Source organism: Streptomyces sp. NPDC005761, from assembly GCF_040630635.1.
Taxonomy (GTDB): domain Bacteria; phylum Actinomycetota; class Actinomycetes; order Streptomycetales; family Streptomycetaceae; genus Streptomyces.
Genome location: NZ_JBEXXX010000027.1, coordinates 1 through 22,792 on the forward strand (window position 1 = coordinate 1; position 22,792 = coordinate 22,792).

A 22,792-nucleotide genomic window follows, 5' to 3' on the forward strand; every position below is an offset into this window, starting at 1 on the left:
ACAGGCAGCAGCGTGCCGGGGGCCGGCACTCAGCACATCAAGAACTCTGCACGTTCATCCGTACGCGGCTATGTGCGTTCACGTGTACGCCGACAGTCACCGGTGCCGATGCCGAACTCCCATACCCCGTGCCGTCCGACGCCGAGGGAGAAGCCGCGCTTCGCGCCCTTGTCCTGCTGGTTGACGATGGCGGAGGGTTTGCCCTCGTCGCCCCATTCGAATGCGCGTGGGGCCACCCACCCCTCGATGGTCATGCCGTCGGTGGGGATCTGCGTCTGGGACGCGGCGCGTGTGACCCAGGTGGAGTAGCCGTCGAACAGGAGGGCGCCGGAGAGGACGCCTTCCTCTTCGCGCTCGGTGCGCCAGAGGGGGGCGCTGTCCGGCTTGTCCACTGCGTCGTTGAAGACGTAGCTGATGGGGTCGGCGGCCTGGCTGATCTGCTCGGTGGTCGTGGTGCCCTTGCCTTCCGCGAAGTCCCAGTAAGCGGCCAGACCTTCCTGCGTGGGGTCGGGTGCCTTGTCGGTGCCGACGCGGACGTCGTCGAGGTTGATGTGGCCCCAGCCTCCGGTGGCCTTGTCGACGAGGGTGATGCGCAGTTGCTTGCCGAGGTGGGCGCGTGCGTCCCAGGTGACGCGGCGGTAGGCCTCGTCGTCGGTTCCGGTTGCCTTGTGGAGGACGGTGCCGTCGAGGGTGGTGAGGGCTGCGTACAGGTCGTTGTCGTTGCGGCCGCCGGAGACCAGGACGCTGACCATTCCGGTGCCGGTGAGGGTGAACGGCTCGGAGGTCACTGTTCCGGTGGGGGTGTCACTGCCGGACGCGAACCCCCACAGGTGGTGGGTGCCGGCTTGGTTGAAGCAGCAGCCCCAGCCCCAGCCGGGTTTGTCGGTGACCGCCCCGTCGAAGGCGGTTCCGGTCGTCGTCCAGCCCTTGAGGTCACCGGTCTCGAAGCCAGGATTCGACAGGGTGGTTTCGGCTGCGTCGGCGGTGTGCGTCATCAGGGGTGATGTCAGGCCGAGGCATATCGTGAGCGCGAGCAGCAGGCGCAGCAGGGCGCTTCTGCTGGATGTCGCGGATTTCGCTGGAGAGCGGGTTCGCATACGAACCTCCGGTGTGTGGGGTGAGGTGCGGGGGTGAGCATGCGCCGTCCGTGGACGCGACGAGGTCCATGAACAGCGAGTACTGGGCGTGCAGCTCTGAGGCGGGACAGGGGCGGTTTCGGCGAGGGCGGTGTGGCCATCGCCTCCGGTGGTCCAGGCGGCGGTCTTCCTGTACATCCGGTCACCGATGGGGACGGTGAGACCGAAGGCGGGGCTGGGTGCTGCTCGGTGCGCCTGCCGGTGGGAGCGGTCGGGCCTTGTTGCGATCAGAAGGCTTCTGAGCTGCTTGCGAAGGTGGCGGCGACGACAGTGATGCCGTTCCATGCCGTCGTGCCCGGTTCGGTGTGCTTGGGCGTCACCTGACGTAGCACCAATTCGGTTTAGGTCATGGGTCGGCATGGTTCGTGCGCGGCTGGCGCTAAAGCAAGAGCTAACGCACGCAGATTTTGCTTTCGTACCCCCCATCGCTCACAAAAGGGCCTATAAGGTCACCGTTATGTAGGTGAGATGTCCGGGGTGTTGACAGTGCATAACGGGAGGCGCAGTCTCGTCACACGTTGCTAATCCGATTTAGCCATAGGGGGCTGGTTCTCTGATGTCCGAGCGTCGCGTGACCATGGCCGACGTGGCCCGCAGGGCGGGCGTCTCGTCGACGACCGCGTCGTTCGCCCTGTCCGGCCGGACCGACATGCGCATCTCCGACGCCTCACGGGAGCGCGTCCTGGAGGCCGCCAGAGAGCTGGGTTACCGCCCGAATGTCACCGCGCGCAGCCTGCGGACGAAGTCCACGCAGACGATCGGTTTCGTGTCGGACCGGATCACCACGACCCCGTTCGCGGGCGACGTGATCCGCGGCGCCATGGAGGCCGCCCGGGAACGGGAGAACCTGCTGTTCATCACGGAGGCGAACGGCGACCGCGCCGCGGAGGCGTCGCTCGTTCACGCACTGCTGGACCGTCAGGTCGACGCGGTGATCTACGCTTCCATGTTCACTCGGTACGTGACCCCGCCGAAGGAGCTGTTCGGCCGCCGGGTGGTCCTGTTGAACTGTCTGGCCCCCGGATTCGACGCGCCCTCGGTCGTCCCGGACGAGTTCGAGGCCGGGCGGGACGCCGCCAGGGCTCTGCTCGCCGCCGGTCACTCCGAGGGGATCTGGGCGATCGGCGGCCACCAGGCCGTGCCGGCCACCCCTGAGGGGATCGTCGCCGGCAACGAGCGCATGCGAGGCCTGGAGGAAGTCCTCCGGGAAGGCGGCGCACGCCTGGACGGTGTCATCGAGTGCGACTGGGACACCCTCGACGGCTACCGCGAGGTGGCCGCCCTGCTGGCGGCGGGACACAGGCCCCGCGCCCTGGTGTGCCTGGCCGATCGGGTGTCGTTCGGCGCCTACCAGGCCCTGGGTGAGGCAGGTCTCTCCGTGCCCGGTGACGTATCGGTCATCTCGTTCGACGATCAGGACATCGCTTCCGTGCTGCGTCCGGCGCTCACCACGCTACGGCTCCCGCACTACGGGCTCGGGCACCTCGCAATGGATCTGATTCTCCGCCCGGGTCCGCTCGAAGCCGTCGTGCACCGGGTGCCCATGCCCCTGCAAAGCCGTGCCTCGCTCGGCGCACCCGTCAGCGGCTGACACACGGCGCCCAAGACAGTCGTCCCGTCACCCGCACCGATGACCGGGCGGGTGACGGGACGAGCACCAAGAACAGCGACCGTCGCAACCGGTCGCCGAGGGCGGGTCCTGCAAGACCCGTCTCAGTGAGATGGAGGAACCTCATGCTGTTCAGAACACGACGCCTCGCTGCTGCGAGTGTAGCCGTCACGGCGGCGACCGCGCTGGTCGCCGGGTGCACCTCAGGGGGCGGCGGCACGTCCGGTGCCAGCGGCGACACGCTGACCCTGTGGACGCACAACGCCGGCAACTCGGTGGAACTCGACGTCGTCAAGAAGATCATCAAGGACTTCAACGGCTCCCAGAACAAGTACAAGGTCAAGCTGCAGGCGTTTCCGCAGAGCGACTACAACAACTCGGTCGTGGCGGCTGCCTCCGCCCGCAAGCTGCCCTGCCTCCTCGACGTCGACGGCCCCAATGTGGCGAACTGGGCGTGGGGTGGCTACCTGGACCCGATCGACGTCACCGGCAGCGAAGTGCCCGTGCTCAGCCAACTGCCCAGCACCGTCGGACGCTACGACGACAAGCTCTACGCGTTCGGCTTCTACGACGTCTCGCTGGCCTTCTTCGCCCGCAAGTCGGTACTGGAAGAGCACGGCATCCGTGTCGCCACCATGGACAAGCCCTGGACGAAGGACGAGTTCGACGCGGCGCTCGCCAAGCTGAAGAAGAGCGGCACGTTCGAGTACCCGCTGGAGATGGGCACCGGCGGCACAGGCGAGTGGTGGTCGTACGGCTACTCCCCGCAGCTGCAGAGCTTCGGCGGGGACCTGATCGACCGTGGCGGCTACAAGAGCGCCTCCGGCACCCTCGACGGCAAGGCCGCCGTGGACTGGGCCACCTGGTTCCAGTCGCTGGTGGCCAAGGACTACATGGCGAAGAAGTCCGGAGCCGACCCCAACAAGGACTTCCTGGCGGGCAAGAGCGCCATCCAGTGGGACGGCAGCTGGAACGCGGCCAAGAACGCCGAGAAGCTCGGCGACGACCTGGCGATCATCCCGCCGGTGGACTTCGAGAACGGGCCGAAGATCGGCGGTGCGTCCTGGCAGTGGGCGATGAGTTCCACCTGCTCCAACAAGGCCGGGGCGCAGGAGTGGCTGAAGTTCTCCCGCCAGACGAAGTACTTCACCGAGTACGCCAAGGCCACCAGCACCATCCCGGCCACCGAGGCCGCCGCGGAGCAGATCGCCGATTACCAGCCGGGCGGCAAGTTCGAGGTGCTCGTCGAGTTCGCGCGCCAGTACGCGGTGGTGCGCCCGGCCACCCCGGCCTATCCCTACATCTCCACCGAGTTCGAGAAGGCGGCCAAGGACGTCCTGGCCGGCGCCGACCCGCAGAAGGCTCTCGGCCAGGCCGCGAAGGACATCGACAGCAACCTGAAGACGAACAACTACTACTCCAACTGACCCGCCCGGCCCGGCTCGGGCGCAGATCACGCCGTCCGAGCCGGGCCGACCCTCTGGAGATACCGTGCCCACCATGACCGCAGCCCGCAAGCGGCTGCGTCCGGTCCGGCGAACCCGAACGACCAACGCCCGTCGCCGTGAAAGCCTCACCGCCTTCGGCATGGCCACACCGGCCGTCGTGCTGCTGATCGTCTTCCTCGTCATACCGGTCGCTCTGGCCTTCGCTCTGGCGTTCACCGACGCGAGGCTCGTCTCGCCCACCCCGGCCCGCTTCGTGGGCCTGAGAAACTTCACCCTGCTCTTCCAGGACCCGACCTTCTACAGGTCCCTGCGCAACACGGCCTACTTCGCCGTCGTCGTCGTCCCGCTCCAGGGCGGGCTCGCCCTGGTCCTGGCCCTGCTGGTCAACGCCAAGGTACGGGGCGTCAACTTCTTCCGTACCGTCTATTTCCTGCCGGTTGTCACCTCGATGGTCGTCGTGTCCCTCCTGTGGACCTTCCTCTACCGGAAGGACGGTCTGGTCAACCACGTCATCTCCACGCTCACCCTCGGCCATGTCGAAGGCCCGGACTGGCTGGGGGACCCGGCCACCGCGATGCCCGCCATCATCCTGATGTCGGTGTGGCAGGGCGTCGGCTTCCACATGATCATCTGGTTGGCCGGCCTGCAGACCATCCCCGCCGAGCTGTACGAGGCCGCCGACCTCGACGGAGCGAACCGCTGGGACCGCTTCCGCCACGTCACCTGGCCAGGACTGCGCGCCACCCGCACGTTCGTGCTCGTCACCATCACGATCTCGGCCTTCAGCCTCTTCACCCAGATCAGGGTCATGACACAAGGCGGCCCTCTCGACTCCACCACCACCGTCGTCTACCAGGCGGTGCACACCGGCTACGACCAGCAGCAGACCGCCTACGCGGCGGCCATCTCGCTGATCTTCTTCGTGCTCGTACTGAGCGTGTCCCTCGTCCAGCGCTTCCTGACCCGGGAGAAGGACTGACATGACTGCCTTCCTCAAACGCCTCGGCGGTCACACCGGCCGCATCGCCCTGGCCCTGGTCTTCGCGCTTCCGCTCGTCTTCATGCTCGTCTCGTCGTTCAAGCCGGACGACCAGATCTTCGGCGACCTGGATTCCCTGCGTGCCTTCCTGCCCATGGGCGCCCTGTCGCTGGACAACTACACGGCCGTCTTCGACCGGGTTCCCGCGGCACGGTTCCTGCTGAACTCCGTCCTGATCTCCGCCAGCACGGTGGTGCTCGGCATCGTGATCAACAGCATGGCCGCCTTCGCCCTGTCCCGTATGCGGTGGCCCGGCCGCAAACTCGTCCTGACCGCGGTCATCGCCACCCTCATCGTGCCGTTCGAAACCTTCGCCCTGCCGCTGGTGTGGTGGGTCAACCAGCTACCGCTACTGAGCGTCAACGGCTTCCACCTCCAGTGGAGCACCGGCTGGATGGACACCTACCAGGTGCAGATCCTGCCGTTCGTCGCCAACGCCTTCTCGGTCTTCTTCTTCCACCAGTACTTCCAGAGCATCCCCAGGGAGCTGGACGAGGCAGCCATCGTGGACGGCGCCGGCTGGTTCACCATCTACCGCCGCATCGTCATGCCGCTGTCCGGACCTGCCGTCGCCACCGTCGCGATCCTGACCTTCCTCCCGGCCTGGAACTCCTACCTCTGGCCGCTGATGGTGGTGCAGAGCGAGGAACTGCGGCCGGTGATGGTGGGCATCTCCTACTTCTTCCAGCTGAACGTCGGATGGGGCCAGATCATGGCGTACTCCTCCATGATCACCGTGCCGATCCTGACTCTCTTCCTGGCGTTCCAGCGCTCCTTCGTCAACAGCATCGCCTCCAGCGGCGTCAAGGGCTGACCCCGCGCAGCGGCAGCACCACCGCTCGTTTGCACCTCGCCCCTTGTGACGCCCCCTGTGCTCCGCGCACCGTGAGAAAGGCCCCGTGTGTCCACGTCGCCTGTCGACCCCCACCTCCCGGCCGTCCATCTGAGGCCGCCCCGCAACTGGATCAACGACCCCAACGGGCTGGTCTTCCACGACGGCCACTACCACGTGTTCTTCCAGTACAACCCGCACGGCCCGCAGCACTCCAACGTGCACTGGGGCCACTTCCGCAGCCCCGACCTGATCAACTGGGAGCCGCTCCCCGTCGCCCTCACCCCCACCCCCGGCGGCTACGACGCCGACGGCTGCTACTCGGGCAACGCCGTCTCCCTCGACCACCGCATGGTGGCCTTCTACTCCGCCCACCGCAACGACCGCTGGTGGCAGCCGATCACCACCGCGGAGTCGTCCGACAACGGCACCACCTGGACCAAACGTCCGGAACTGCTGATCCCTGAACCGCCCGCCGGCACCACCATGTACCGGGACCCCTACGTCTGGCAGCAGGACGAGCGCTGGCGGATGCTCGTCGGCTCAGCCCTCGACGACGGCCGTGCCGCTGTGCTGCTGTACGAGTCCGACGACCTGGAACGCTGGACGTACGTCGGCCTCTTCCACACCAGCGACACCGGGTCCGATGCCGGCCCGATCGGCTGGGAGTGTCCCCAGTACGCGACCTTCGGCGACCGGAGTATCCTGATCGTCAGCGACTGGACCCCGCAGAACGGCCCCAGCCACACCACCGTCCACACCGGCCACGAGAAGGACGGCCGCTTCACACCGGCTGCCTCCCCCGCGCCGCTGGACCACGGCCCCGACATCTACGCTCCCGCCCTGCTGAAGGCCCCAGGGGAAGACCGATGGCTGATGTGGGGCTGGGCCTGGGAGGCCCGCGACGACGGCTGGGCGCACGAAGCCGGCTGGGCAGGCGTACTCACCCTTCCTCGCGAAGTGAGCCTGACGGCCGACGGCACGGTCGCCCAACGCCCTGCCCGCGAACTGCTGGCCCTGCGTGGCGCGCGTGTGCTGCACCGCACCGGACACGTCACGCAGGCCGAGCCGACCGAACTCGGTGAGGTGAGCCCTACCTTCGATCTGACCGCCGCACTCGTTCCCGACCCCACAGGTACGAGCGGGCTGCGACTGATCACCTCCGCCGACGGCTCGGAATACCTCGACATCCGTCTCGATCCCGCGGTCGGGCAACTCACCGTCGACCGCAGTCACGCGTCGCTCGACACACGAGCCCGGGGAGGCTCGTACACACTGCCCTTCCCCGCCATGCAGCGCACCGGCAGTCCCGTCGAACTCCGCGTGATCGTGGACCGCTCGATAGCCGAGATCTACCTGGCCGACGAACAAGTCCTCACCCTGCGGTTCTATCCACTCGGTGAAGGGCCGTGGCGGCTCCAAGCTCGTACGACGGGCACCCTGCGCAGTGAATTCGCGGTCGAAGCCTGGGACCTCACCCAGGCGGACGCCCTGAGAGCCCCGACCTTTACGGCCCGGGGATGGGCGCCGACCGGCTGATTCCCTGCCTGACAGGGCGGTATCCGCCGTCCCTCAGTGCTGCGACAGTCACAACGAGGATCGTCGACGTACGGGGTCCGGACAGGCATGCGCGAGCCGGCCCGCACCGTCTCCGTCCTCCTGCGCCTACGAAGCAGTGAGTTCTCCCGATCCTCGGACGATCAGCCGGGTGGGGACGGTGATGGTGCGGGCGCGGGAACGGTCGCCGTCCAGGCGTGCCAGGGCGGTCTCCGCTGCCTTCCGGCCGATCTCTTCGGAGTCCTGGGCCATTGTGGATGCTGAGGTCTCGGGCCACCTGGGCGACGGGACGCCCGGAGAGCTGTACTTACAGATGTCTCCTCGCGGAGTCCGCCGCCCACCCGTCCAGTCAGCCGCTGCGTCGGCGAGCGCGCAGCGCTGCCCAGTGGCGTAGGCGTTCGCTGATCTGGGCTTCGTAGCCGTTGCGGGTGGGCTGGTAGTACGTCTCGTGGTCCATGCCGTCGGGGAAGTAGTCGGCGCCCGAGGTAGTCCGTGCCGTAGCCGAGGTCCTTCATCAGCCGGGTCGGGGCGTTGAGGATGTGGGCGGGCGGCATGAGTGAGCCGGTGCGGCGGGCGGACCGGTGGGCCGCGTTGAAGCCGCGATAGACGGCGATGGACTTGGGGGCCGTGGCGAGGTAGACGACGGCCTGGGCGATCGCCAACTCGCCCTCGGGGGAGCCGAGTCGCTCGTACATGTCCCAGGCGGCGAGGGCCTGTTGGATGGCGTGCGGGTCGGCGACGCCGATGTCTTCGACTCCGAAGCGGACCAGGCGGCGGGCGACGAACAGCGGGTCCTCGCCACCGTCGAGCATGCGGGCGAGCCAGTACAGGGCCGCGTCCGGGTCGGAGCCACGCATCGACTTGTGGAGCGCGGAGATCAGGTTGTAGTGGCCCTCCTGCGCCTTGTCGTACAGCGGGGCGCGCTGCTGGATGTGGTGGGCGAGCGCGGCGGTGTCCAGGGGGTGCCGGGGTCCGGGAGTGCCTGGAGCTGTTCGGCCATGTTGAGGAGGTAGCGGCCGTCGCCGTCGGTCATGGCGATCAGGGCGCGGCGGGCGTCGTCGTCCAGCGGCAGCCGGTGGCCGCTGAGGTCCTCGGCACGGTCGAGGAGTGTGGACAGGGCGGCTTCGTCGAGGCGTTTGAGGACGAGGACCTGGGTGCGGGAGAGGAGGGCGCCGTTGAGTTCGAAGCTGGGGTTCTCCGTGGTGGCGCCGACCAGGGTGATCGTGCCGTCCTCGACGTAGGGCAGGAAGCTGTCCTGCTGGGCGCGGTTGAAGCGGTGGATCTCGTCGACGAACAGCAGGGTGCCCTGGCCGATGGTGCGCCGGCTGCGGGCGGCGGAGAAGACCTTGCGCAGGTCGGCCACGCCGGAGAAGGTGGCCGACACTGGTTCGAAGGCCAGGTTGCTGCCGTCCGCGAGGAGGCGGGCGATGGTCGTTTTCCCAACGCCGGGCGGGCCCCACAGGATGGCGGAGCCAAGGCGCTGCGACGCGACCATGCGACCCAGCGGGGCGTCCGGGGCCAGGAGGTGGTCCTGCCCGACGACGTCTTCCAGTCGGGTGGGACGCATGCGGTCGGCGAGTGGCCGGGCCGGCTCTTCGTCGAAGAGCGGCAATGTCGCTTCGGTGGGTTCCATCGGTCTCTCGGATTGCAGGCAGCGGTGGGCGGGCGGAGGTGTGTGGGTGTGGCGAGCCTTGCACGGGGCACTGACAGGCGCGGGCTCAGCAGCTCGTGGGCGCGCTTGCGGTGATCATCAGGTACGGGGCCGGGGGCGGTCGCGTTGCGGCAGCCGCTCGACGGCCAGATCGTAGGAATCCTCGACTGCGTCGGTGACCAGCCGCTCAGTGATACCGGGGCCCGGTCCGAGCGAGATCCAGTGCCGTTTGTCGAGGTAGCGGCCCGGTGTGATCGAGGCATGGCCGTGCACATGCGCGCGGGCGTGTTCGGGTTCGCACTTGACCGTGATGATCTGCTCGTCCGGGTCGTCGGTGACGATCAGGAACACCTTGCCCGCGACCTTGTACACGTCCAGGTGCTTGGTGAACGGGTAACCGTGGTCCGTCCCGGGCAGCGCGAGGGCCGCGCGGCGGGCGGTGTCCTGGAGCCGGTCACCGGCCGCGCTCACCGGGCCGCCCGCATGAGGATGCCGTAGGTGTGCGGGTCGACAGGCCGCTCCGCCTCGGGCAGGCGGGCGACCACGAGCCGGTAGGAGTCGGTGACGAGCTCCCTGACGAGCTCGTTGTCGACGCCTTCTCCGCTCTCCAGGGTGATCCAGTGCTTCTTGTTCATGTGGTAGCCGGGGGCGATGTGGCTGTACTGCTCCCGCAGGGCGTGGGCCTCGCCGGGGTCCGCCTTGAGGATCACGACGGGACGCCCCGGGACCTCGGTCATCAGCATGAACACCTTGCCGCGCACCTTGAAGACCTCCCAGTCGTCGCCGAAGGGATGCTCCAGCCGGGCTCCGGGAAGCCCCTCGGCGCACTCGGCGGCAGTCTTGTGCAGGGTCGTTCCGTTCATGAACGTTTCCTTCCTCAGGTGAGCGCGGGCTGGGCACCCCATGACGCGAATGGCGCGCCGAGCGGTTGTGGCGGCACCACCTCCCACTCTCTCCCCGAAACCGACATAAGGTGCAGTAGGCTGCGGACACGTGATGGTCGACAAGCGACACCCCAGCCCGAGCGGCCAGGCGGGACCGTCCGCGGTCCCGTTGTACGGTTTCCAGCCCCCGGTCGGCACCCCGTACGGCCTTGAAGTGAGCACCGTCGAAGATTTCTTCGTCCAGCACGACGACTGGCCGTGGAACCCGCCCCGTCCGGGCCGCGCCACCTTCCACTACCTCATCGCCGTCGCCGAGGGCGAGTTGCGGCACGACGTCGACCACCTCACGCGGACCGTCACCCCCGGCCAGTGGCTGTGGGTGCGCCCGGGGCACGCGCTGTGCTGGCATCCGCCCGGCACCGCCCGCGGCCCGTTCATCCTGTTCGAACCGGATGTACTGCGGCCCGACATCGCCCGCCTGCTGGCCCCGCTCACCGCACATGAGGCTCCTGCCGTGCTGAGCCCGCACCCCGACGATGCCGCCTGGCTCCAGCAGACGGCACTCCAGCTTCTGGACGAACACCGCGCACTGGGGCGCCGGCCCCTCGGTGTTCATCACGCCCTGCGGCGCAGCCTGCTCGAATCGCTGCTGCTGCGCCTGGCCAACGCCCCTGGGGTCACCCCCGCCGGCACGAGTGCCGGCGCGAGCCGTGGTGACACCTACAGAGGGTTCACGGACGCCCTGGAGGTGCACTTCCGCGAACTGCACCGGGCCGCGGATTACGCGGAGTTGCTCGGCTGCTCGGTCCGTACTCTCAGCCGTGCCGCGCGGGGGGCCACGGGGAAGGGGGTGCGTGAGCTCATCGACGAGCGGCGCCTGCTCGAAGCGCGGCGCCTGCTGGGAAGCGCCCGGTGGGATGCCCGGTCCGTGGCCGACCACCTCGGCTTCACCGACCCCGCGAACTTCGGCCGGTTCTTCCGCGACCGCACCGGTCTCACCCCGGGCGCCTTCGCGGCCCGCGAAGTGACCGACGTATGAGGGAGACGCGGCGCGGTCTCGGCTGCCCGGGTCTCAGTCGTCCAGGACGACGACGTGCTTGCCCGGCGTGGCGCCGGACTCGAGGTCGGCCTGGGCGTCACGGACCTGTTCCAGGCCGTGGTAGACCTTCGCGACCGGGACGTTGAGGCGTCCTTCGGCGATGGCCTGGAGCTGGTGGGCGAAGACGTCGGCCGGGAGGTCGGCGGCCTGACCGCCGTAGGAGGTCAGCCGCACCCCGCCCGGGATCATGAACGGGCTGAAGTCGGGGATCGCCCACTGGCCCGCCAGGGCTCCGGTGAAGCACACGGTGCCGTGACGACGGACGGTGCGGAAGGTGTCGGCGAGGACCGAGCAGCCCACCAGTTCCAGTGCGGCGTCGACACCGTCCGGCATCAGCTCGCGCACCTGGCCGGCAAGGGTGCCGTTGTCGACGAGGGGATGGTCGACGCCCGCGGCCCGTAGTTCCCCGGCCCTGTCCGGGCTGCGGGTGGTGGACAGCACGGTCGCTCCGAGGTCCTTCGCGATCGTGGCCGCGCTCAGCCCGACCGTGGAGGTGCCGCCGCGGATGAGTAGCGTCTGCCCGGCCTTGAGGTCCAGGCCGTGGGTCAGCGATCCGTAGGCGGTCTGGAACATCTCCGGCAGTGCGCCGACCACGTCCCACGGCAGGCCGGTCTCGCACGGGATGACCTGCTGCGCGGGAACGGTGACGTACTGGGCGTACGCGCCGTCGTACGAGCGGCCCATGCCGCCCATCATCGTGGCCACCTGCTGGCCCGGCCGCAGCCCGCTGTCCTCGTCGGCCTCCTCAATGACGCCGACACCCTCGATGCCGGGGATGCGCGGGTAGGTGACCTCCGCGTCCGACTCGCCTTTGCGGGTGATGACTTCGGACTCGTTGACGCCGAACGCCTTTACCCTGATCCGCACCCAGCCGGGCTTGCGGACGGGCACCGGCACGTCCCTGATCTGAAGTGCGTCCAGGCCGCCGGGGCGGCTGACGACGACGGCCCGCATGGTCGCCGGTGCGGCGCCGTCGGCTGCTGCTGTCGGTTGGCTCATGGCGAGTTCCTCACTCTGTGCACCCTCCTGATGCGCTGTTCCGTATCGCCCGCCGGCCGTCAGGGGCGTTCGATGCCTTCCCACAGGTCGAGGACCTGCTGGTAGTGGGCGGTGCCCTCGAAGGGGGAGTTGCCGACGGTTTCCGAGGTGGGCTTGTCCGTGACGGCGGGCCACAGGCGGGAGTGCTCGCCGGTGGCGAAGTCGAGGACGATGTCGCGGATACGGATGTCCCGCTCGGCCTGCTCCGCGCTGCGGTCCGGCTGTTCCTGGCCGACCAGGGCGTGCATCTCGGTGCCGTGCACGGCGGGCGCGCCTTCGGCGGGGCCGATCAGGAGGAGGTGGGCGTTGCCGCCGGCGGCGGCGTGGGCCAGGGCGCCGCGTGCGGCGGGGATCGCGAAGAGGTAGTCCGCCATGACGGCGGCGCGGACCTCGGCCGGCGTACGGCCGCCCTGGTCGTGGACAGCGACGATCTTCTTGGCGCGGGAGCGGGAAATGCGCCACCCCGCGACCTCGTCGACGACGCGGTCGATGGTGCCCGGGTCGAACCGGTCGAGGTCGTTCGCCACCCACCAGCCCATGTCGTCGCTGGCCATGCTCAGCAGCACGTCGACGTTCCGGTGCGCGCCCGAGGCGAGGACGTCCATGGGGTGGGCGTGCACCACCGCACCGGGCTGCCCGATGTCAAGGACGACGCCGGTGGCCTTGTTGTCCACCCCGCCGCGTTCTCCGAGGTCCGTCGGGGCGACCTTGCGCAGGGCGTCCCTCAGGGAGAGCGGGTCGAGGTCGAGCAGCTTCTCCGGGTTGTCCGCGACACCGAGTTCGGTGACGAACCGCTCCGCGAGTTCCTCGGCCCACCAGGCCGGGATGGAGCGAGCGGGCCCGCCGGAGAACCCGGCCAGGCGTCGGTACAGGCCGTCGGCCGAGGAGGCGCCGAGCAGTCCGAAGGAGGAGTAGGCGCCGCCGCTGTGACCGTAGACGGTGACATTGTCGGGGTCTCCGCCGAAGTGGGCGATGTTTCGCTGGATCCAGGTGAGCGAGGCGATGATGTCCTGGAGGAAGAGGTTGCTGGCCTCGGCGAGCTTCCCGCCGTACTGCGAGAGCGAGAGCGGGCCCAGGGCGCCGAGTCGGTAGTTGATCGACACGCCCACCACGCGCCCCGTCGCGGCGAGACCGGCGGCGTTCGAGGTGATCTGCGTGTTCGCGCCGTACTCGAATCCGCCGCCGTGGATGTACACGGTCACCGGGAGCGCCTTGCCGGTGGGCTGCTCGGGGGCCCACACGTTCAGGTTCAGGCAGTCCTCGCCCATTCCGCTGTCCGCTTCGAGCCAGTCGCCGCTGTTGGGCTGGACGGACACGACGCCCTTGCGGTCGTAGGGGAGGTCCGGATCGAAGTCCGCGACCACGGGGCGGCGGTACCGCTCGGCGGTGGCGTACCGAATTCCCCACCAGGACCGCACCCCTGGTGCGGTGGGGGCCTCGGGAGGGGTGGCGGTCATGACGTGTCCTTCCGGCGCGGTTTTGGATTGGTCCGCGCGGTGTAATGGCAGCGGGTTGTTGCGGTGACGCCCTCCAATCCTTCCTTGAGATCCGACAGCTCGCCCGGCGGAGAGCAGTCACCCGATGGTCACCAGGCGACACTTCACCGCTCCTCTTTTTCGCGATGCGCGGCTCCGGCGGCCTCGCGTTCCGGAAGGCACTCCGCTGGGGGACCTTCCGAGGAGCCGGACAAGGGACGGGCGAGGGCCGGTAAAGCCGTCGTCGCGACGACGTGAGAACGCGATTTTGAACCGTCCGAGGGCGCCGCCACGGTGCTGCCCGCGCAGTTCGGCGGTGACGAACTCGACGACGAATTCGGCGGTGACGACCGTCCACTGGTCCGACAGGTCAGGCGGGGTGCGCAAACCGCGATCGCCAGAGATCTGCGGGTAGCCAGGGGAGGGGAGCTTTCCGATCCGGGCCTCTTCGCCCGGGTGCGGGAGCGTACTTGCGGGTTTGTCCCCGCGCTGCCTCGTGCGCAGAGCGGGAACACGCTTGTGGTCGTGCGGTCCTCCTCACACGTTGGAGGAGGGAACCTCCTTGAGCGCGTCGACGGCCTGGCGGAGGGTGACGGCTTCGGTGTAGAGAACGGTGCCGGGTTTGATCAGGCCGGAGTCACCGCCGTGCGGGCGGACCTGGATCGTGCGTTCGCCGAGGTAGGTGTACGTCTTGGGGTCGAAGACCCATTCGGTGCGGGCGCCGGAGGTCTCGTCCAGGCGGGCGACGGCGATCCCGTGCCGGCCGATCGCGTCGGCGGAGTCCTTCACCTGGACGACGCCGGGGATCTTGGCGGCGGCCTTGACGAGGGCCGTGTTCAGCTCGGCGGAGGGAAGGGTCTCGTGGAGCAGGTCGCCGATGGTGGTGAACGCCTGCTGGTCGGGGGTGTTGCCCATGCCCTTGGTCTCCTTGTAGATCTTCTTCAGGAGAGCGTCGGGATCGGTCGGCAGGGTGGCGAGGTAGTCGTGGGTCGGGGCGTTGAGGCGGCCGGGTTCGCTCGTGCCCTTCTCGTTGGTGCGGTCGAGTTTCTCGCCGCCGGGTGAGGTGACCGCCGGGTCGATGAGCCAGCCCTCGGTGCCGTCCGCGGAGTTCCAGATCTGGCGGCGGTGGATGCCGTCGCTGGCCAGGGTGGTCTTGTCGTCGACGGTCCGCTCGTAGGTGGAGCCGACCTCGCTCTCGATGTAGACGTACTGGCCCGGGCCGACTTTCACTTCCGGGTTGCGCGTCGCGGCCAGGGAGATCCGGTTCAGGAGTTGGGGGACGCCGGAGCTGGTGCCGGCGCCGACCGTGGCGGTGAGCGGCGGTCCGGTCACCGTGTCGGGACCGCTCTCTGCGCCGCCGACGATGGTGAGGGCGCCCGCGGCGAGGACGGCGAGTGAGCACGCGGTGGCGGGCAGGATGAACAGGGGGCGCAGGAGTCGGCGTCGGGCGGGCGCGACAGAGGGAGCGGGCGTGGTGGCTGCCGCGTCCTGGGTGTCCTGCTGGATGAAGGTCATGAGTTCTTCCTTGCGAAAGGCATGGCGGCCTGCGGGGAAGTCGGCTTCGTCGAGGGAGAGCAGGTGCTCGCTCTCGGGCCATTCGTCGGGCGTGGGGCGGGAGTTGCTCGGACGGGGCTGGCGCATGTTCACCGGGTTCCTTCCTGTGCGGACCGGGCCGCGATCGTGCGGTCTTCTCTTACCTGCCGGTTCACCGGCCGGGGTTCCCGAAATTCGTCGAGAAGTTGTGCGTCAGCGAGCTTCTTCAGCTTCTTCCGGGCGCGGGAGAGCCGGGAGCGGACCGTGCCGACCGGGACTTCGAGGACCTGCGCGGCGGCGGCATAGTCCAAGCTCTGCCACAGGCACAGGCTCAACACCTCCCGCTCGGTGCGTCGTAGGGACGAGAGTGCCTGTGCCGTGGCGGCCAGGCGGTTGCGGTCGTCCAGCCGCCCGGCGACTTCGTCGGCGTGGTCGGCCACCGCCGCCTCGCCCCCGGGGCCGGCGGCATGGGTGGCTGCGGCCGCCGCCGCCTTGTACCGGCGGTTGCTCCGTGACTGGGCGCGTACGAGGTTGGTGGCGATGCCCAGCATCCACGGACGCAGGCTCCCGCCCTCCGCATCCAGGCGCTGGCGGCCGCGCCAGGCTTCCATGAAGGTCGCGGACACGATGTCCTCGGCGGCTGCCCAGTCGGCGGTCAACCGGTAGGCGTGGTTGTAGACGGTTCTCGCGTACTCGTCGAAGAGCTCCGCGAAGGCCTGCGGATCCCCCGCTCGAATACGCGCGCGCATGGTTGTGGTCACTTCAGTCAGCTGTCGTTGCGGGGAGGGGAGTTCCAGAGACGTACGTCACACCCGCATTCGCGGGCGTACGTTCACTGCGGAGACGAGGAAAGACGGTAAGCATGCCGCAGGACTTGTTCAGCAAGACCGGGCCGTCGGCGTGCTTGCGCCGCCTTGTGCGGCCCGCACGGCGAACGCCCCTTTCCCTGCGTGCGTCCGCTGCGGGGGAAGGGGCATGCTTGCCAGGTCGGTGGAGGCGTCGGCGGGCCGGGCGGGACGAGCTGCGTCAGGCGTTCGGCCGTTGCTCAGGGGACCAGGACGACCTTGCCGACCACGGTGCCGGATTCGGCCACCTGTAGCGCCTTGGCGACGTCGGCGAGGGGGATGCGGGCGGCGACCTGCGGGGTGAGGCTGCCGTCGGCCAGGAGGGCGAAGACCTGGGACAGGTCGGCCTGCAGCTTGGCGCGGAAGGTGTTGAGCCGCCGCTTGCCGGCCCAGATGTTGTAGAAGTAGGCGCTCTTGCAGTTGGGGGCCGCGTTCCACAGCGTCAGGCGGGCGAGCAGCTTGAGGACCGGGGCCTTGGAGGAGCCCTCGGCGTCACGGGTGGAGGCTGTGCCGTAGGAGACGAGCGTTCCCTTCGAGGCCAGGAGCCGGTAGGAGGTCAAGATGCCCTCACCGCCCACGTGGTCGAAGACCGCGTCGTACCCCTTGGGGGCCAGGGCGCGGAGCTGGTCGCCGAGGTCGGCAGCACGGTAGTCGATGGGGGTGGCTCCCAGCGCGCGTACGGCGTCGTGGTGCTTGGCCGATGCGGTGCCCACGACCTGGGCGCCGGCGATGCGGGCGAGCTGCACGAGAGTGGAGCCCACGCCTCCGTTCGCGCCCAGTACCAGGACGGTGTCACCGGCGCGGACCTTGGCCAGGCGGTGGAGCATCTGATAGGCGGTGATGCCGTTGACCACGAACGTCTCGGCGTCGGCGGAGTCCACCGACTCGGGCACCTCGGTGAGGTCGCCGACGTCGACGCTGACATGGCTGGCCCAGGCGCCGGTCTTGGTCAGCGCCGCGAAACGCCGCCCCAGCACGCTGCCCGGCACGCCCTCGCCGATGTCGACGGCCCGCCCGATGAGGTCGTAGCCGGGGACGAAGGGGAAGGGCGGCTGGTCGTAGTACTTGCCGCGCCGCATCTGCTGCTCGGCGAAGGAAACCCCGGCGGCCTCCATCGCGAGCACCACCTGCCCCGGGGCGGCGGGCTGGGCGGAGCGGGTCTGTAACTGGATGCCGTTCGGCTCGACGATGCCGGGCAGCACCGCTTCGGTGACGGTGGACGGGGCGAGCGGGGATGCGGCGGCGGAGTCGCGGGCGGGGGAGTCGTACATGGGATTGCTCCTCATTTCGGATGGGCCGGCGTCCGGCGACGGCGGCACGGTGGGACATCGGTCGAGGGGGGCGCGGCCCGCAAGGGCCGGCAGTAGTGCGGCCGAGCCGACGGGGCGGTCGGCGGCCCGGGCGGCGAGGGTCGGACGCCGTCTCAGAGGGCGGAGTCAGGGATCCACGAGCCGTGGATCATCGCGGGAACCCGGCGAGGGAGGTGGATGGTGGCGACCGGGGGAACGGTGAGGTCGGAGGCGTCCAGGACGAGCATCTCGGAGGCGTCGGCGTTCAGGTCGCTCACGATGGTCAGAAGGTATCCCTCGTCCTCTCCGGTGGTGCCTTCGGCCTGGACGAACACCGCTTCGCTGGGCAGCTGGCCGGTACCGAAGGGCAGCAGTTGCCGGTTGCCGGAAGCGCGGTCGTACTTGACCAGGGTGTGGTTGCCGATGCCGAGGTCGTCGGGGAAGGACAGGGCGTACTGGTAGCGGTGCTCGCTGCCGGTGAAGTTGTCGTTGATCGTGGGGAACTCCACCGTCAGGTCGTCGGTCTGCTGCTCGTGGACGCTTCCTGCGGCGAGGTCGATGGTCCAGCGGCGGCTGCGGGAGCCGGAGTTCGGTTCGGCGCCGCGGTCCGGGGCACCGACCCACCAGTTCCACGAGCGCTGCCAGCCCTCGCGTCCCACTGTGGGGCCCTCGACGACGATGTGCCCGGAGGCGTTCTCGTAGGCGTTGGCGAAGTGCATGCCGTATCCCTGGCCGATCTCGAACCACCGGATCTTCGCTGCGCCGCCCGCACCGCGTGGCATGACGCCGATCCGCGAGGCCTGGGCGTCGCTCCAGCCGTAGGGGATTCCGGAGTGCTCGGAGGGGTCGAAGGTGACCGAGCCCTCCAGGAAGATCACGTGGTGCTTGGTGATCGCGAAGTCGTGCTTGAGAGCGGCGCTCGCGCCGGGAACTTCCTGGCTGTCGAGCACTTGGCCGTCGGGGGAGGCGACGTGGTGGATCAGGTAGGGCTGGAAGGGGGAGGAGGCGAAGAAGTGCAGTTCGCCGGTGGCCGGGTCCTCCTTGGGGTGGGCGGTCATGGCGGAGGTGAGCTTGCCGCCGAAGTCGTAGGCGCCCACCGTCTCCAGGTCGGCCGTCAGCTCGAAGGGCAGGGCCGCCTCGGAGAGGGCCAGCAGTCGTCCGCCGTGCTCGATGACGTGCGTGCCGGCGGTGCTGACCCGCAGGTCCGGTCCCCGGCCGGTCATATACGGGGCCCCGTCCAGGGCGGGGGTGTGGACCCACCGGTTGCGGTACCACTCGGCGCGGCCATGGTTCAGCCGGATGCCGTGCACCATGCCGCTGCCCTTGAACCAGTGGGAAGGGGTGATGCCCGGCTTGGGGTTGTGGCTGTTGCGGATCAGACGGCCGGTCAGCTCCGGCGGCAGGGTTCCCTCCACGCTCAGTTCGGTCGCGGTGATCTCGTCGGCGACGGGGGAGTAGTGACCGGTCAGGTAGGGCTTGCGGGCCATGACGAACCTCAATCTCACTCGAGAAGAATCAACAGTCAGGTGTGTGTGGTCAGACACTCACTATCGGGGCGAAAAAGAGGGCGGCCGCAGGATCCGCAGACGCGCGGCCGCCTTTCGGGAGGCGGGTCAGTAATGCATGATGCCCGCTGTCAGGGTGCGGGTCCAGGGTGCTGAGATCGCCTCGGCATCGATGGAAACCAGCAGGTGGCAGAGCATGCCGACGGCGAAGAACTCCTGTACCTGTGCCTCGCTGCCGCCCGAAGCGCTGCGCACGTACTCGACGCTGCGGGCGTAGCCGGCCCGGACCGCCTCTCGGACGGCCGGCTCGGACACCGCAGCCGCCTGGGCGTGCAGCTGTACCAGCATGAGGTCGTTGTCGCTGATCAGGCGGGCGTAGGCATCGCCCATGGAAGCGAGCACCGCCTCGGGCGAACTGCTCTCGGCTTTGGCCGCGCCCCCTTCGAGGGCGGCGCGCACCCTCACGAAGCAGTGCTCGACGACCGCGGTGAACAGGGCTTCCTTGTTCGGGAAGAGGCGATAGACGTACGCCTGCGAGATGCCGGCCGCCTTGGCCACCTCCGTGGTGGTGGTCCCGAAGTACCCCCTGGCTGCGAAAGCCCCGATGGCGGTCCGCAGGACCGTCTCGCGGCGTTCGTCGGCTGTGGATAGTTGGCGTCGCTCCATCTTCATGTGAGTACTCAACCACTCACACTGGAGGGTGTCAAGTGCCACCTCTGAGTGCCGGGCACGGAGGTGCCGGGTTGTGCCCGAGTTGATGCGCGGACCATGTGATCGCGCAGACGTCCTGACAGCCCCCCGGGTCGGCGGCGGCACTCCGCGCATCGAAAGCCTTCCCTCTCCGACGCGCCTGGCGGCCGCGCGCGGGACCCGGTTGCGGGTCGGGCTGATCGCGGCCGTAACGGTCGGAGTCGCCACCGGAGGGAGGAGCTCGCGCGCCTCGCGGCCCTCTCGACATCCGGCCGGGGTGCCCGTACCGCGGCCCCTCGGGAGCGAGCCACCCGAACCGACGCGCGCCCTGGCCTGGCGGGCGCGATCCATCTGGAACCCGGGGATCACCGCTTCCTGCCGTCGCCCATCGCCTTCCCGGGCCGGGCCGTGCGTGTGGACGTCGGGCGGGTTCTCCCGCCGGCCACCCAGGTGTCCCGGCTGGCTCTGTTCGCGAGAACGGGTTCCGGCTCCGGGCTTACATGTTGAGCCAGAGCCGAAACTCGTGAAGAGGGCCGCCCCGGGCAGTCGACGGCTTCAGAGCCGCCTTCGGGTCGCCGCGGCTTCCCTGAGAGGTGCCCTCCTCTGTTCCCGGTCCGACCTCACCGCGGCGCCCGCCCCCTTCTTGCGGAATGGGGGCAGGCGCCCCCCGCAGGTCCCGATGTGAAGTCTCGCCGCCCCGCCGGCGTTGACGCTGAAGGAGTAAGAGTGGTTGACTACTCACATGCCGAAGGGTGGTCGGAAGATCACCCTCGCCCCTCGCTTCAGGCATCTCTGCGCGCTCTCCGTAAGCAAGTCATTCTCTGAAGTTCAAGCTGACCCGTAACTGAGTGAACAACCACACTCTTCAGTGTGTGGTGTCCTCTCCCAAATCCCCGAAGGAACGCTCATGCTCACCACCGTCACTGCCCTGCTTGCCGCACTGCCCCTGGCCTTCGGGAGCGCAGGGTCCACACCGGTAGGGATCGACGAGAAGGCCCCGGTCATCACCCGGGACGACATCGTCATCCACGCCTCTCTGGACCAGGTGTGGCGGGTCCAGACCGACGTCGAGAACTGGCCGGCCTGGCAGCCGGGCGTCAGCTCCTCGGTCAAGCAGACCCCTGGAAAGCTGCGTCCGGGCTCCTCGTGGGTCTGGTCCACCGAAGGCCTGGAGAACATCACCTCGACGGTGAAGCAGGTGCAGCCCAAGCACCGCATCGTCTGGGGCGGGCCGGCCCAGGGGATCACGGCGGTCCACGTGTGGACCTTCACCCAGGCCCGGGACGGCGTTCACGTCCACACCGAGGAGTCGTGGACCGGCGAACCCGTCGCCGCCAACACCGTCTACCTGCAGGGAGCCCTCGACGCCTCTCTGGAGAACTGGCTGAACAATCTCAAGCAGCAGGCGGAGAAGCCCCACCTCAAGGGTGAGTCCAAGAGCGACCAGCGCCCCTGAACCCGGCAGGCCCGCCCACGACCCTGATCCCGCGGCCCCCTGCCTGCGGTGAAACCGCCCGACAGCGGCAAGGCATCCGACGGCAGGCCGCTCGAGCGCCTACCGGGCCCGCACCCCCCGCAGACTGCCGCCCCCGGTGCGCAGCGCTGCATCAACACCCCCGCCGGCATCCCCGGGGCGCGCCCGGTGCCGTGCGCGCCCCGCCCCGGACGACTTCCGAAAGGCATCATGTCTACGCCCGCCTCCTTCCCGGCACGCCCTCCCCGCCCGGGCCTCCTCCTCGCCCTCCTGGCCGGTGCGCAGTTCCTCGTCGTGCTCAACACCTCCATCGTGAACGTCGCTCTGCCCGCCATCGGCCAGGACCTCGAGCTCACCCCGAACGGCCTGGCCTGGATCGTCAACGCCTACCTCATCGCCTTCGGAGCCCTGCTGCCCCTCGGCGGCCGCCTCACCGACCTCCTCGGCCACCGCACCGCATTCCTGGCCGGCCTCCTCGTCTTCGCCGTCGGCTCCCTGGCCGCAGGCGTCTCTTCAGGCTCCGGGACACTCATCGCGGCCCGAGCGGTCCAGGGCCTCGGTGCGGCCCTGCTCTCCCCGGCCAGCCTCGCCATCCTGCTGGCGCACTGGGCCCCAGGCCCCGGCCGCGGCAAAGCCCTGGGCCTCTGGGGAGCCGCATCCGCAGCCGGCGGAGCTGCAGGAGTCCTGCTCAGCGGAGTCCTTACCGGCACTCTGGGCTGGTGGGCCATCTTCGCCATCAGTGCCCTGCTCGCCCTCCCTGGTCTCATAGGCACCCCCCTCCTCCTGGCCCGGAGCGAACGCAAGCGCACCGCCCGCCTCGACGTACCCGGCGCGCTCATCGTCACCGCCGGCCTCACCCTCCTCGTCTACGGACTCGGCGCCAAGGACGCCACCCCTCTGCCCGACTTCGTCCTCCCGGCAGCCGGAATGCTGCTGCTCTCGGCGCTGATGCCGATCGAGCGACGGGCTGAAGACCCCCTGTTGCCGCCCGCATTGCTGCGCACCCGGTCCGTCGCCACCGGCAACCTCCTGATGCTGCTGCTCGGCGCGGTATGGGTCGCCACGTTCTTCTTCCTCCCGCTCTACCAGCAGAAGGTCCTCGGCTACTCACCCCTCGAAGCGGGCCTCACCCAACTACCCCTGGCCGCAGCCCTCATGGCTGCTTCCTGGGCCGCGGGACGCCTGCGGGGGACCCTCCTGCCCGGCCTGATCGTGCTTGCCGCCGGCCTGCTCTGGCTGGCCCGGCTCCCCCTCGACGGCGCTTTCCTGCCCGACCTCCTCGGCCCGTCCGTACTGATCGGCGCCGGACTCGGCCTGGCTTTCGTCCCCCTGACCGCCCTGGGTATCGAAAGGGCCGAACCCCGGCACGCCGGCATCGCCGGCGGACTGATCAACACCTCCCGGCAGGTCGGCGGCGCCCTCGGACTCGCGATCCTCACCACCCTCGCAGCCCCGGCCGCGGCCCGGGCCACACCCGCGCTCGCCACCCTGGCGTACGGCTACCGCCGCGCCCTCGTCGCCGCTGCCCTCATCGCACTGCTCGCCGCCGCCGGAGCAGGCATCCACCTGCTGCGTGGCCGCAACCGTGCGGCCACGCCGGAGCCGGCCCTCCCCGGCAGCTCCTGAACCACCGGCCAGAGCCGCAACCGCACTTCCTGCATCACCCAACCCGACCCAACCAGTCACCC

The 22,792-nt window shown here is 69.3% G+C and carries 19 protein-coding genes and 2 pseudogenes; 8 read left to right on the forward strand and 13 right to left on the reverse strand.

Annotation, left to right across the window (positions count from 1 at the left end; all coding sequences use genetic code 11):
• Positions 1–68: 68 nt before the first annotated feature.
• On the reverse strand, positions 69–995 hold the full coding sequence (locus ABZ434_RS23165) for a hypothetical protein (protein WP_359139987.1): 927 nt from the start codon (positions 993–995) through the stop codon (positions 69–71).
• A gap of 697 nt (positions 996–1,692) precedes the next feature.
• Here ABZ434_RS23165 and ABZ434_RS23170 point away from each other — a divergent pair.
• From ABZ434_RS23170 to ABZ434_RS23190, 5 genes are all read left to right on the forward strand, one after another.
• Positions 1,693–2,727: a LacI family DNA-binding transcriptional regulator gene (locus tag ABZ434_RS23170; protein WP_359139990.1), complete on the forward strand. Its 1,035-nt coding sequence runs from the start codon at positions 1,693–1,695 to the stop codon at positions 2,725–2,727.
• Between the two features lie 143 nt (positions 2,728–2,870).
• Complete coding sequence (locus tag ABZ434_RS23175; RefSeq protein WP_359139993.1) at positions 2,871–4,172, forward strand: sugar ABC transporter substrate-binding protein; 1,302 nt, start codon at positions 2,871–2,873, stop codon at positions 4,170–4,172.
• Positions 4,173–4,245: 73 nt separating this feature from the next.
• A complete protein-coding gene (locus ABZ434_RS23180; protein WP_359139997.1) occupies positions 4,246–5,172 on the forward strand; it encodes a sugar ABC transporter permease in 927 nt (308 codons plus the stop codon).
• Between the two features lies 1 nt (position 5,173).
• A complete protein-coding gene (locus ABZ434_RS23185; RefSeq protein ID WP_359140000.1) occupies positions 5,174–6,046 on the forward strand; it encodes a carbohydrate ABC transporter permease in 873 nt (290 codons plus the stop codon).
• A gap of 87 nt (positions 6,047–6,133) precedes the next feature.
• Entirely contained in the window at positions 6,134–7,603 is a 1,470-nt protein-coding gene (locus ABZ434_RS23190; protein WP_359140003.1) for a glycoside hydrolase family 32 protein, read from the forward strand.
• 126 nt (positions 7,604–7,729) lie between these two features.
• Here the strand turns inward: ABZ434_RS23190 and ABZ434_RS23195 are convergent.
• The 5 genes and pseudogenes from ABZ434_RS23195 to ABZ434_RS23215 all read right to left on the reverse strand — a co-directional run.
• Positions 7,730–7,891: pseudogene (locus ABZ434_RS23195) on the reverse strand (substrate-binding domain-containing protein); the annotation flags it as partial.
• 269 nt (positions 7,892–8,160) lie between these two features.
• Positions 8,161–8,580: pseudogene (locus ABZ434_RS23200) on the reverse strand (replication-associated recombination protein A); the annotation flags it as partial.
• The gene (locus ABZ434_RS23205; RefSeq protein WP_359140006.1) at positions 8,499–9,254 is read right to left on the reverse strand and encodes an AAA family ATPase; all 756 of its coding nucleotides are present in this window, start codon (positions 9,252–9,254) and stop codon (positions 8,499–8,501) included. The gene ABZ434_RS23205 and the pseudogene ABZ434_RS23200, both read right to left, overlap by 82 nt.
• Before the next feature lie 117 nt (positions 9,255–9,371).
• On the reverse strand, positions 9,372–9,743 hold the full coding sequence (locus ABZ434_RS23210) for an MmcQ/YjbR family DNA-binding protein (protein WP_359140009.1): 372 nt from the start codon (positions 9,741–9,743) through the stop codon (positions 9,372–9,374).
• Positions 9,740–10,135, reverse strand: a complete 396-nt coding sequence (locus ABZ434_RS23215; protein WP_359140012.1) for an MmcQ/YjbR family DNA-binding protein — start codon at positions 10,133–10,135, stop codon at positions 9,740–9,742. Before ABZ434_RS23215 ends, ABZ434_RS23210 begins: the two co-directional genes overlap by 4 nt.
• 130 nt (positions 10,136–10,265) lie before the next feature.
• Here ABZ434_RS23215 and ABZ434_RS23220 point away from each other — a divergent pair, with 130 nt between their 5' ends.
• The gene (locus ABZ434_RS23220; RefSeq protein WP_359140015.1) at positions 10,266–11,195 is read left to right on the forward strand and encodes an AraC family transcriptional regulator; all 930 of its coding nucleotides are present in this window, start codon (positions 10,266–10,268) and stop codon (positions 11,193–11,195) included.
• A 33-nt stretch (positions 11,196–11,228) separates the two neighbouring features.
• Here ABZ434_RS23220 and ABZ434_RS23225 read toward each other — a convergent pair whose 3' ends face one another.
• The 7 genes from ABZ434_RS23225 to ABZ434_RS23255 all read right to left on the reverse strand — a co-directional run bounded on the left by ABZ434_RS23225 (position 11,229) and on the right by ABZ434_RS23255 (position 19,612).
• The gene (locus tag ABZ434_RS23225; RefSeq protein ID WP_359140019.1) at positions 11,229–12,254 is read right to left on the reverse strand and encodes a zinc-binding dehydrogenase; all 1,026 of its coding nucleotides are present in this window, start codon (positions 12,252–12,254) and stop codon (positions 11,229–11,231) included.
• 59 nt (positions 12,255–12,313) lie between these two features.
• Positions 12,314–13,750, reverse strand: coding sequence for a carboxylesterase family protein (locus ABZ434_RS23230; RefSeq protein WP_359140022.1), 1,437 nt, complete (start codon positions 13,748–13,750; stop codon positions 12,314–12,316).
• A 555-nt stretch (positions 13,751–14,305) separates the two neighbouring features.
• Entirely contained in the window at positions 14,306–15,409 is a 1,104-nt protein-coding gene (locus ABZ434_RS23235; RefSeq protein WP_359140025.1) for a CU044_5270 family protein, read from the reverse strand.
• Between the two features lie 2 nt (positions 15,410–15,411).
• Positions 15,412–16,050, reverse strand: coding sequence for a sigma-70 family RNA polymerase sigma factor (locus ABZ434_RS23240; protein ID WP_359140028.1), 639 nt, complete (start codon positions 16,048–16,050; stop codon positions 15,412–15,414).
• A gap of 296 nt (positions 16,051–16,346) precedes the next feature.
• Positions 16,347–17,417, reverse strand: coding sequence for a medium chain dehydrogenase/reductase family protein (locus ABZ434_RS23245; protein WP_359140031.1), 1,071 nt, complete (start codon positions 17,415–17,417; stop codon positions 16,347–16,349).
• Between the two features lie 152 nt (positions 17,418–17,569).
• The gene (locus ABZ434_RS23250) at positions 17,570–18,922 is read right to left on the reverse strand and encodes a carotenoid oxygenase family protein (protein WP_359140034.1); all 1,353 of its coding nucleotides are present in this window, start codon (positions 18,920–18,922) and stop codon (positions 17,570–17,572) included.
• A gap of 126 nt (positions 18,923–19,048) precedes the next feature.
• On the reverse strand, positions 19,049–19,612 hold the full coding sequence (locus ABZ434_RS23255; protein ID WP_359140037.1) for a TetR/AcrR family transcriptional regulator: 564 nt from the start codon (positions 19,610–19,612) through the stop codon (positions 19,049–19,051).
• A 925-nt stretch (positions 19,613–20,537) separates the two neighbouring features.
• Here ABZ434_RS23255 and ABZ434_RS23260 point away from each other — a divergent pair.
• Positions 20,538–21,086 (forward strand): SRPBCC family protein, encoded by a 549-nt coding sequence (locus ABZ434_RS23260; RefSeq protein ID WP_359140040.1) that lies wholly within the window; start codon positions 20,538–20,540, stop codon positions 21,084–21,086.
• Positions 21,087–21,314: 228 nt separating this feature from the next.
• The gene (locus ABZ434_RS23265; protein ID WP_359140044.1) at positions 21,315–22,730 is read left to right on the forward strand and encodes an MFS transporter; all 1,416 of its coding nucleotides are present in this window, start codon (positions 21,315–21,317) and stop codon (positions 22,728–22,730) included.
• Positions 22,731–22,792 lie beyond the last annotated feature (62 nt).

What these genes read in the sequence shown, in the direction of transcription:
- ABZ434_RS23260 (WP_359140040.1), top strand. Translation starts at nt 20,538, where the DNA reads ATGCTCACCACCGTCACTGCCCTGCTTGCCGCACTGCCCCTGGCCTTC.
- ABZ434_RS23170 (WP_359139990.1), top strand. Translation starts at nt 1,693, where the DNA reads ATGTCCGAGCGTCGCGTGACCATGGCCGACGTGGCCCGCAGGGCGGGC.
- ABZ434_RS23250 (WP_359140034.1), bottom strand. Translation starts at nt 18,922, where the DNA reads ATGGCCCGCAAGCCCTACCTGACCGGTCACTACTCCCCCGTCGCCGAC.
- ABZ434_RS23205 (WP_359140006.1), bottom strand. Translation starts at nt 9,254, where the DNA reads ATGGAACCCACCGAAGCGACATTGCCGCTCTTCGACGAAGAGCCGGCC.
- ABZ434_RS23175 (WP_359139993.1), top strand. Translation starts at nt 2,871, where the DNA reads ATGCTGTTCAGAACACGACGCCTCGCTGCTGCGAGTGTAGCCGTCACG.
- ABZ434_RS23180 (WP_359139997.1), top strand. Translation starts at nt 4,246, where the DNA reads ATGACCGCAGCCCGCAAGCGGCTGCGTCCGGTCCGGCGAACCCGAACG.
- ABZ434_RS23235 (WP_359140025.1), bottom strand. Translation starts at nt 15,409, where the DNA reads ATGCGCCAGCCCCGTCCGAGCAACTCCCGCCCCACGCCCGACGAATGG.
- ABZ434_RS23185 (WP_359140000.1), top strand. Translation starts at nt 5,174, where the DNA reads ATGACTGCCTTCCTCAAACGCCTCGGCGGTCACACCGGCCGCATCGCC.
- ABZ434_RS23215 (WP_359140012.1), bottom strand. Translation starts at nt 10,135, where the DNA reads ATGAACGGAACGACCCTGCACAAGACTGCCGCCGAGTGCGCCGAGGGG.
- ABZ434_RS23255 (WP_359140037.1), bottom strand. Translation starts at nt 19,612, where the DNA reads ATGAAGATGGAGCGACGCCAACTATCCACAGCCGACGAACGCCGCGAG.
- ABZ434_RS23225 (WP_359140019.1), bottom strand. Translation starts at nt 12,254, where the DNA reads ATGAGCCAACCGACAGCAGCAGCCGACGGCGCCGCACCGGCGACCATG.
- ABZ434_RS23165 (WP_359139987.1), bottom strand. Translation starts at nt 995, where the DNA reads ATGACGCACACCGCCGACGCAGCCGAAACCACCCTGTCGAATCCTGGC.
- ABZ434_RS23240 (WP_359140028.1), bottom strand. Translation starts at nt 16,050, where the DNA reads ATGCGCGCGCGTATTCGAGCGGGGGATCCGCAGGCCTTCGCGGAGCTC.
- ABZ434_RS23230 (WP_359140022.1), bottom strand. Translation starts at nt 13,750, where the DNA reads ATGACCGCCACCCCTCCCGAGGCCCCCACCGCACCAGGGGTGCGGTCC.
- ABZ434_RS23245 (WP_359140031.1), bottom strand. Translation starts at nt 17,417, where the DNA reads ATGTACGACTCCCCCGCCCGCGACTCCGCCGCCGCATCCCCGCTCGCC.
- ABZ434_RS23265 (WP_359140044.1), top strand. Translation starts at nt 21,315, where the DNA reads ATGTCTACGCCCGCCTCCTTCCCGGCACGCCCTCCCCGCCCGGGCCTC.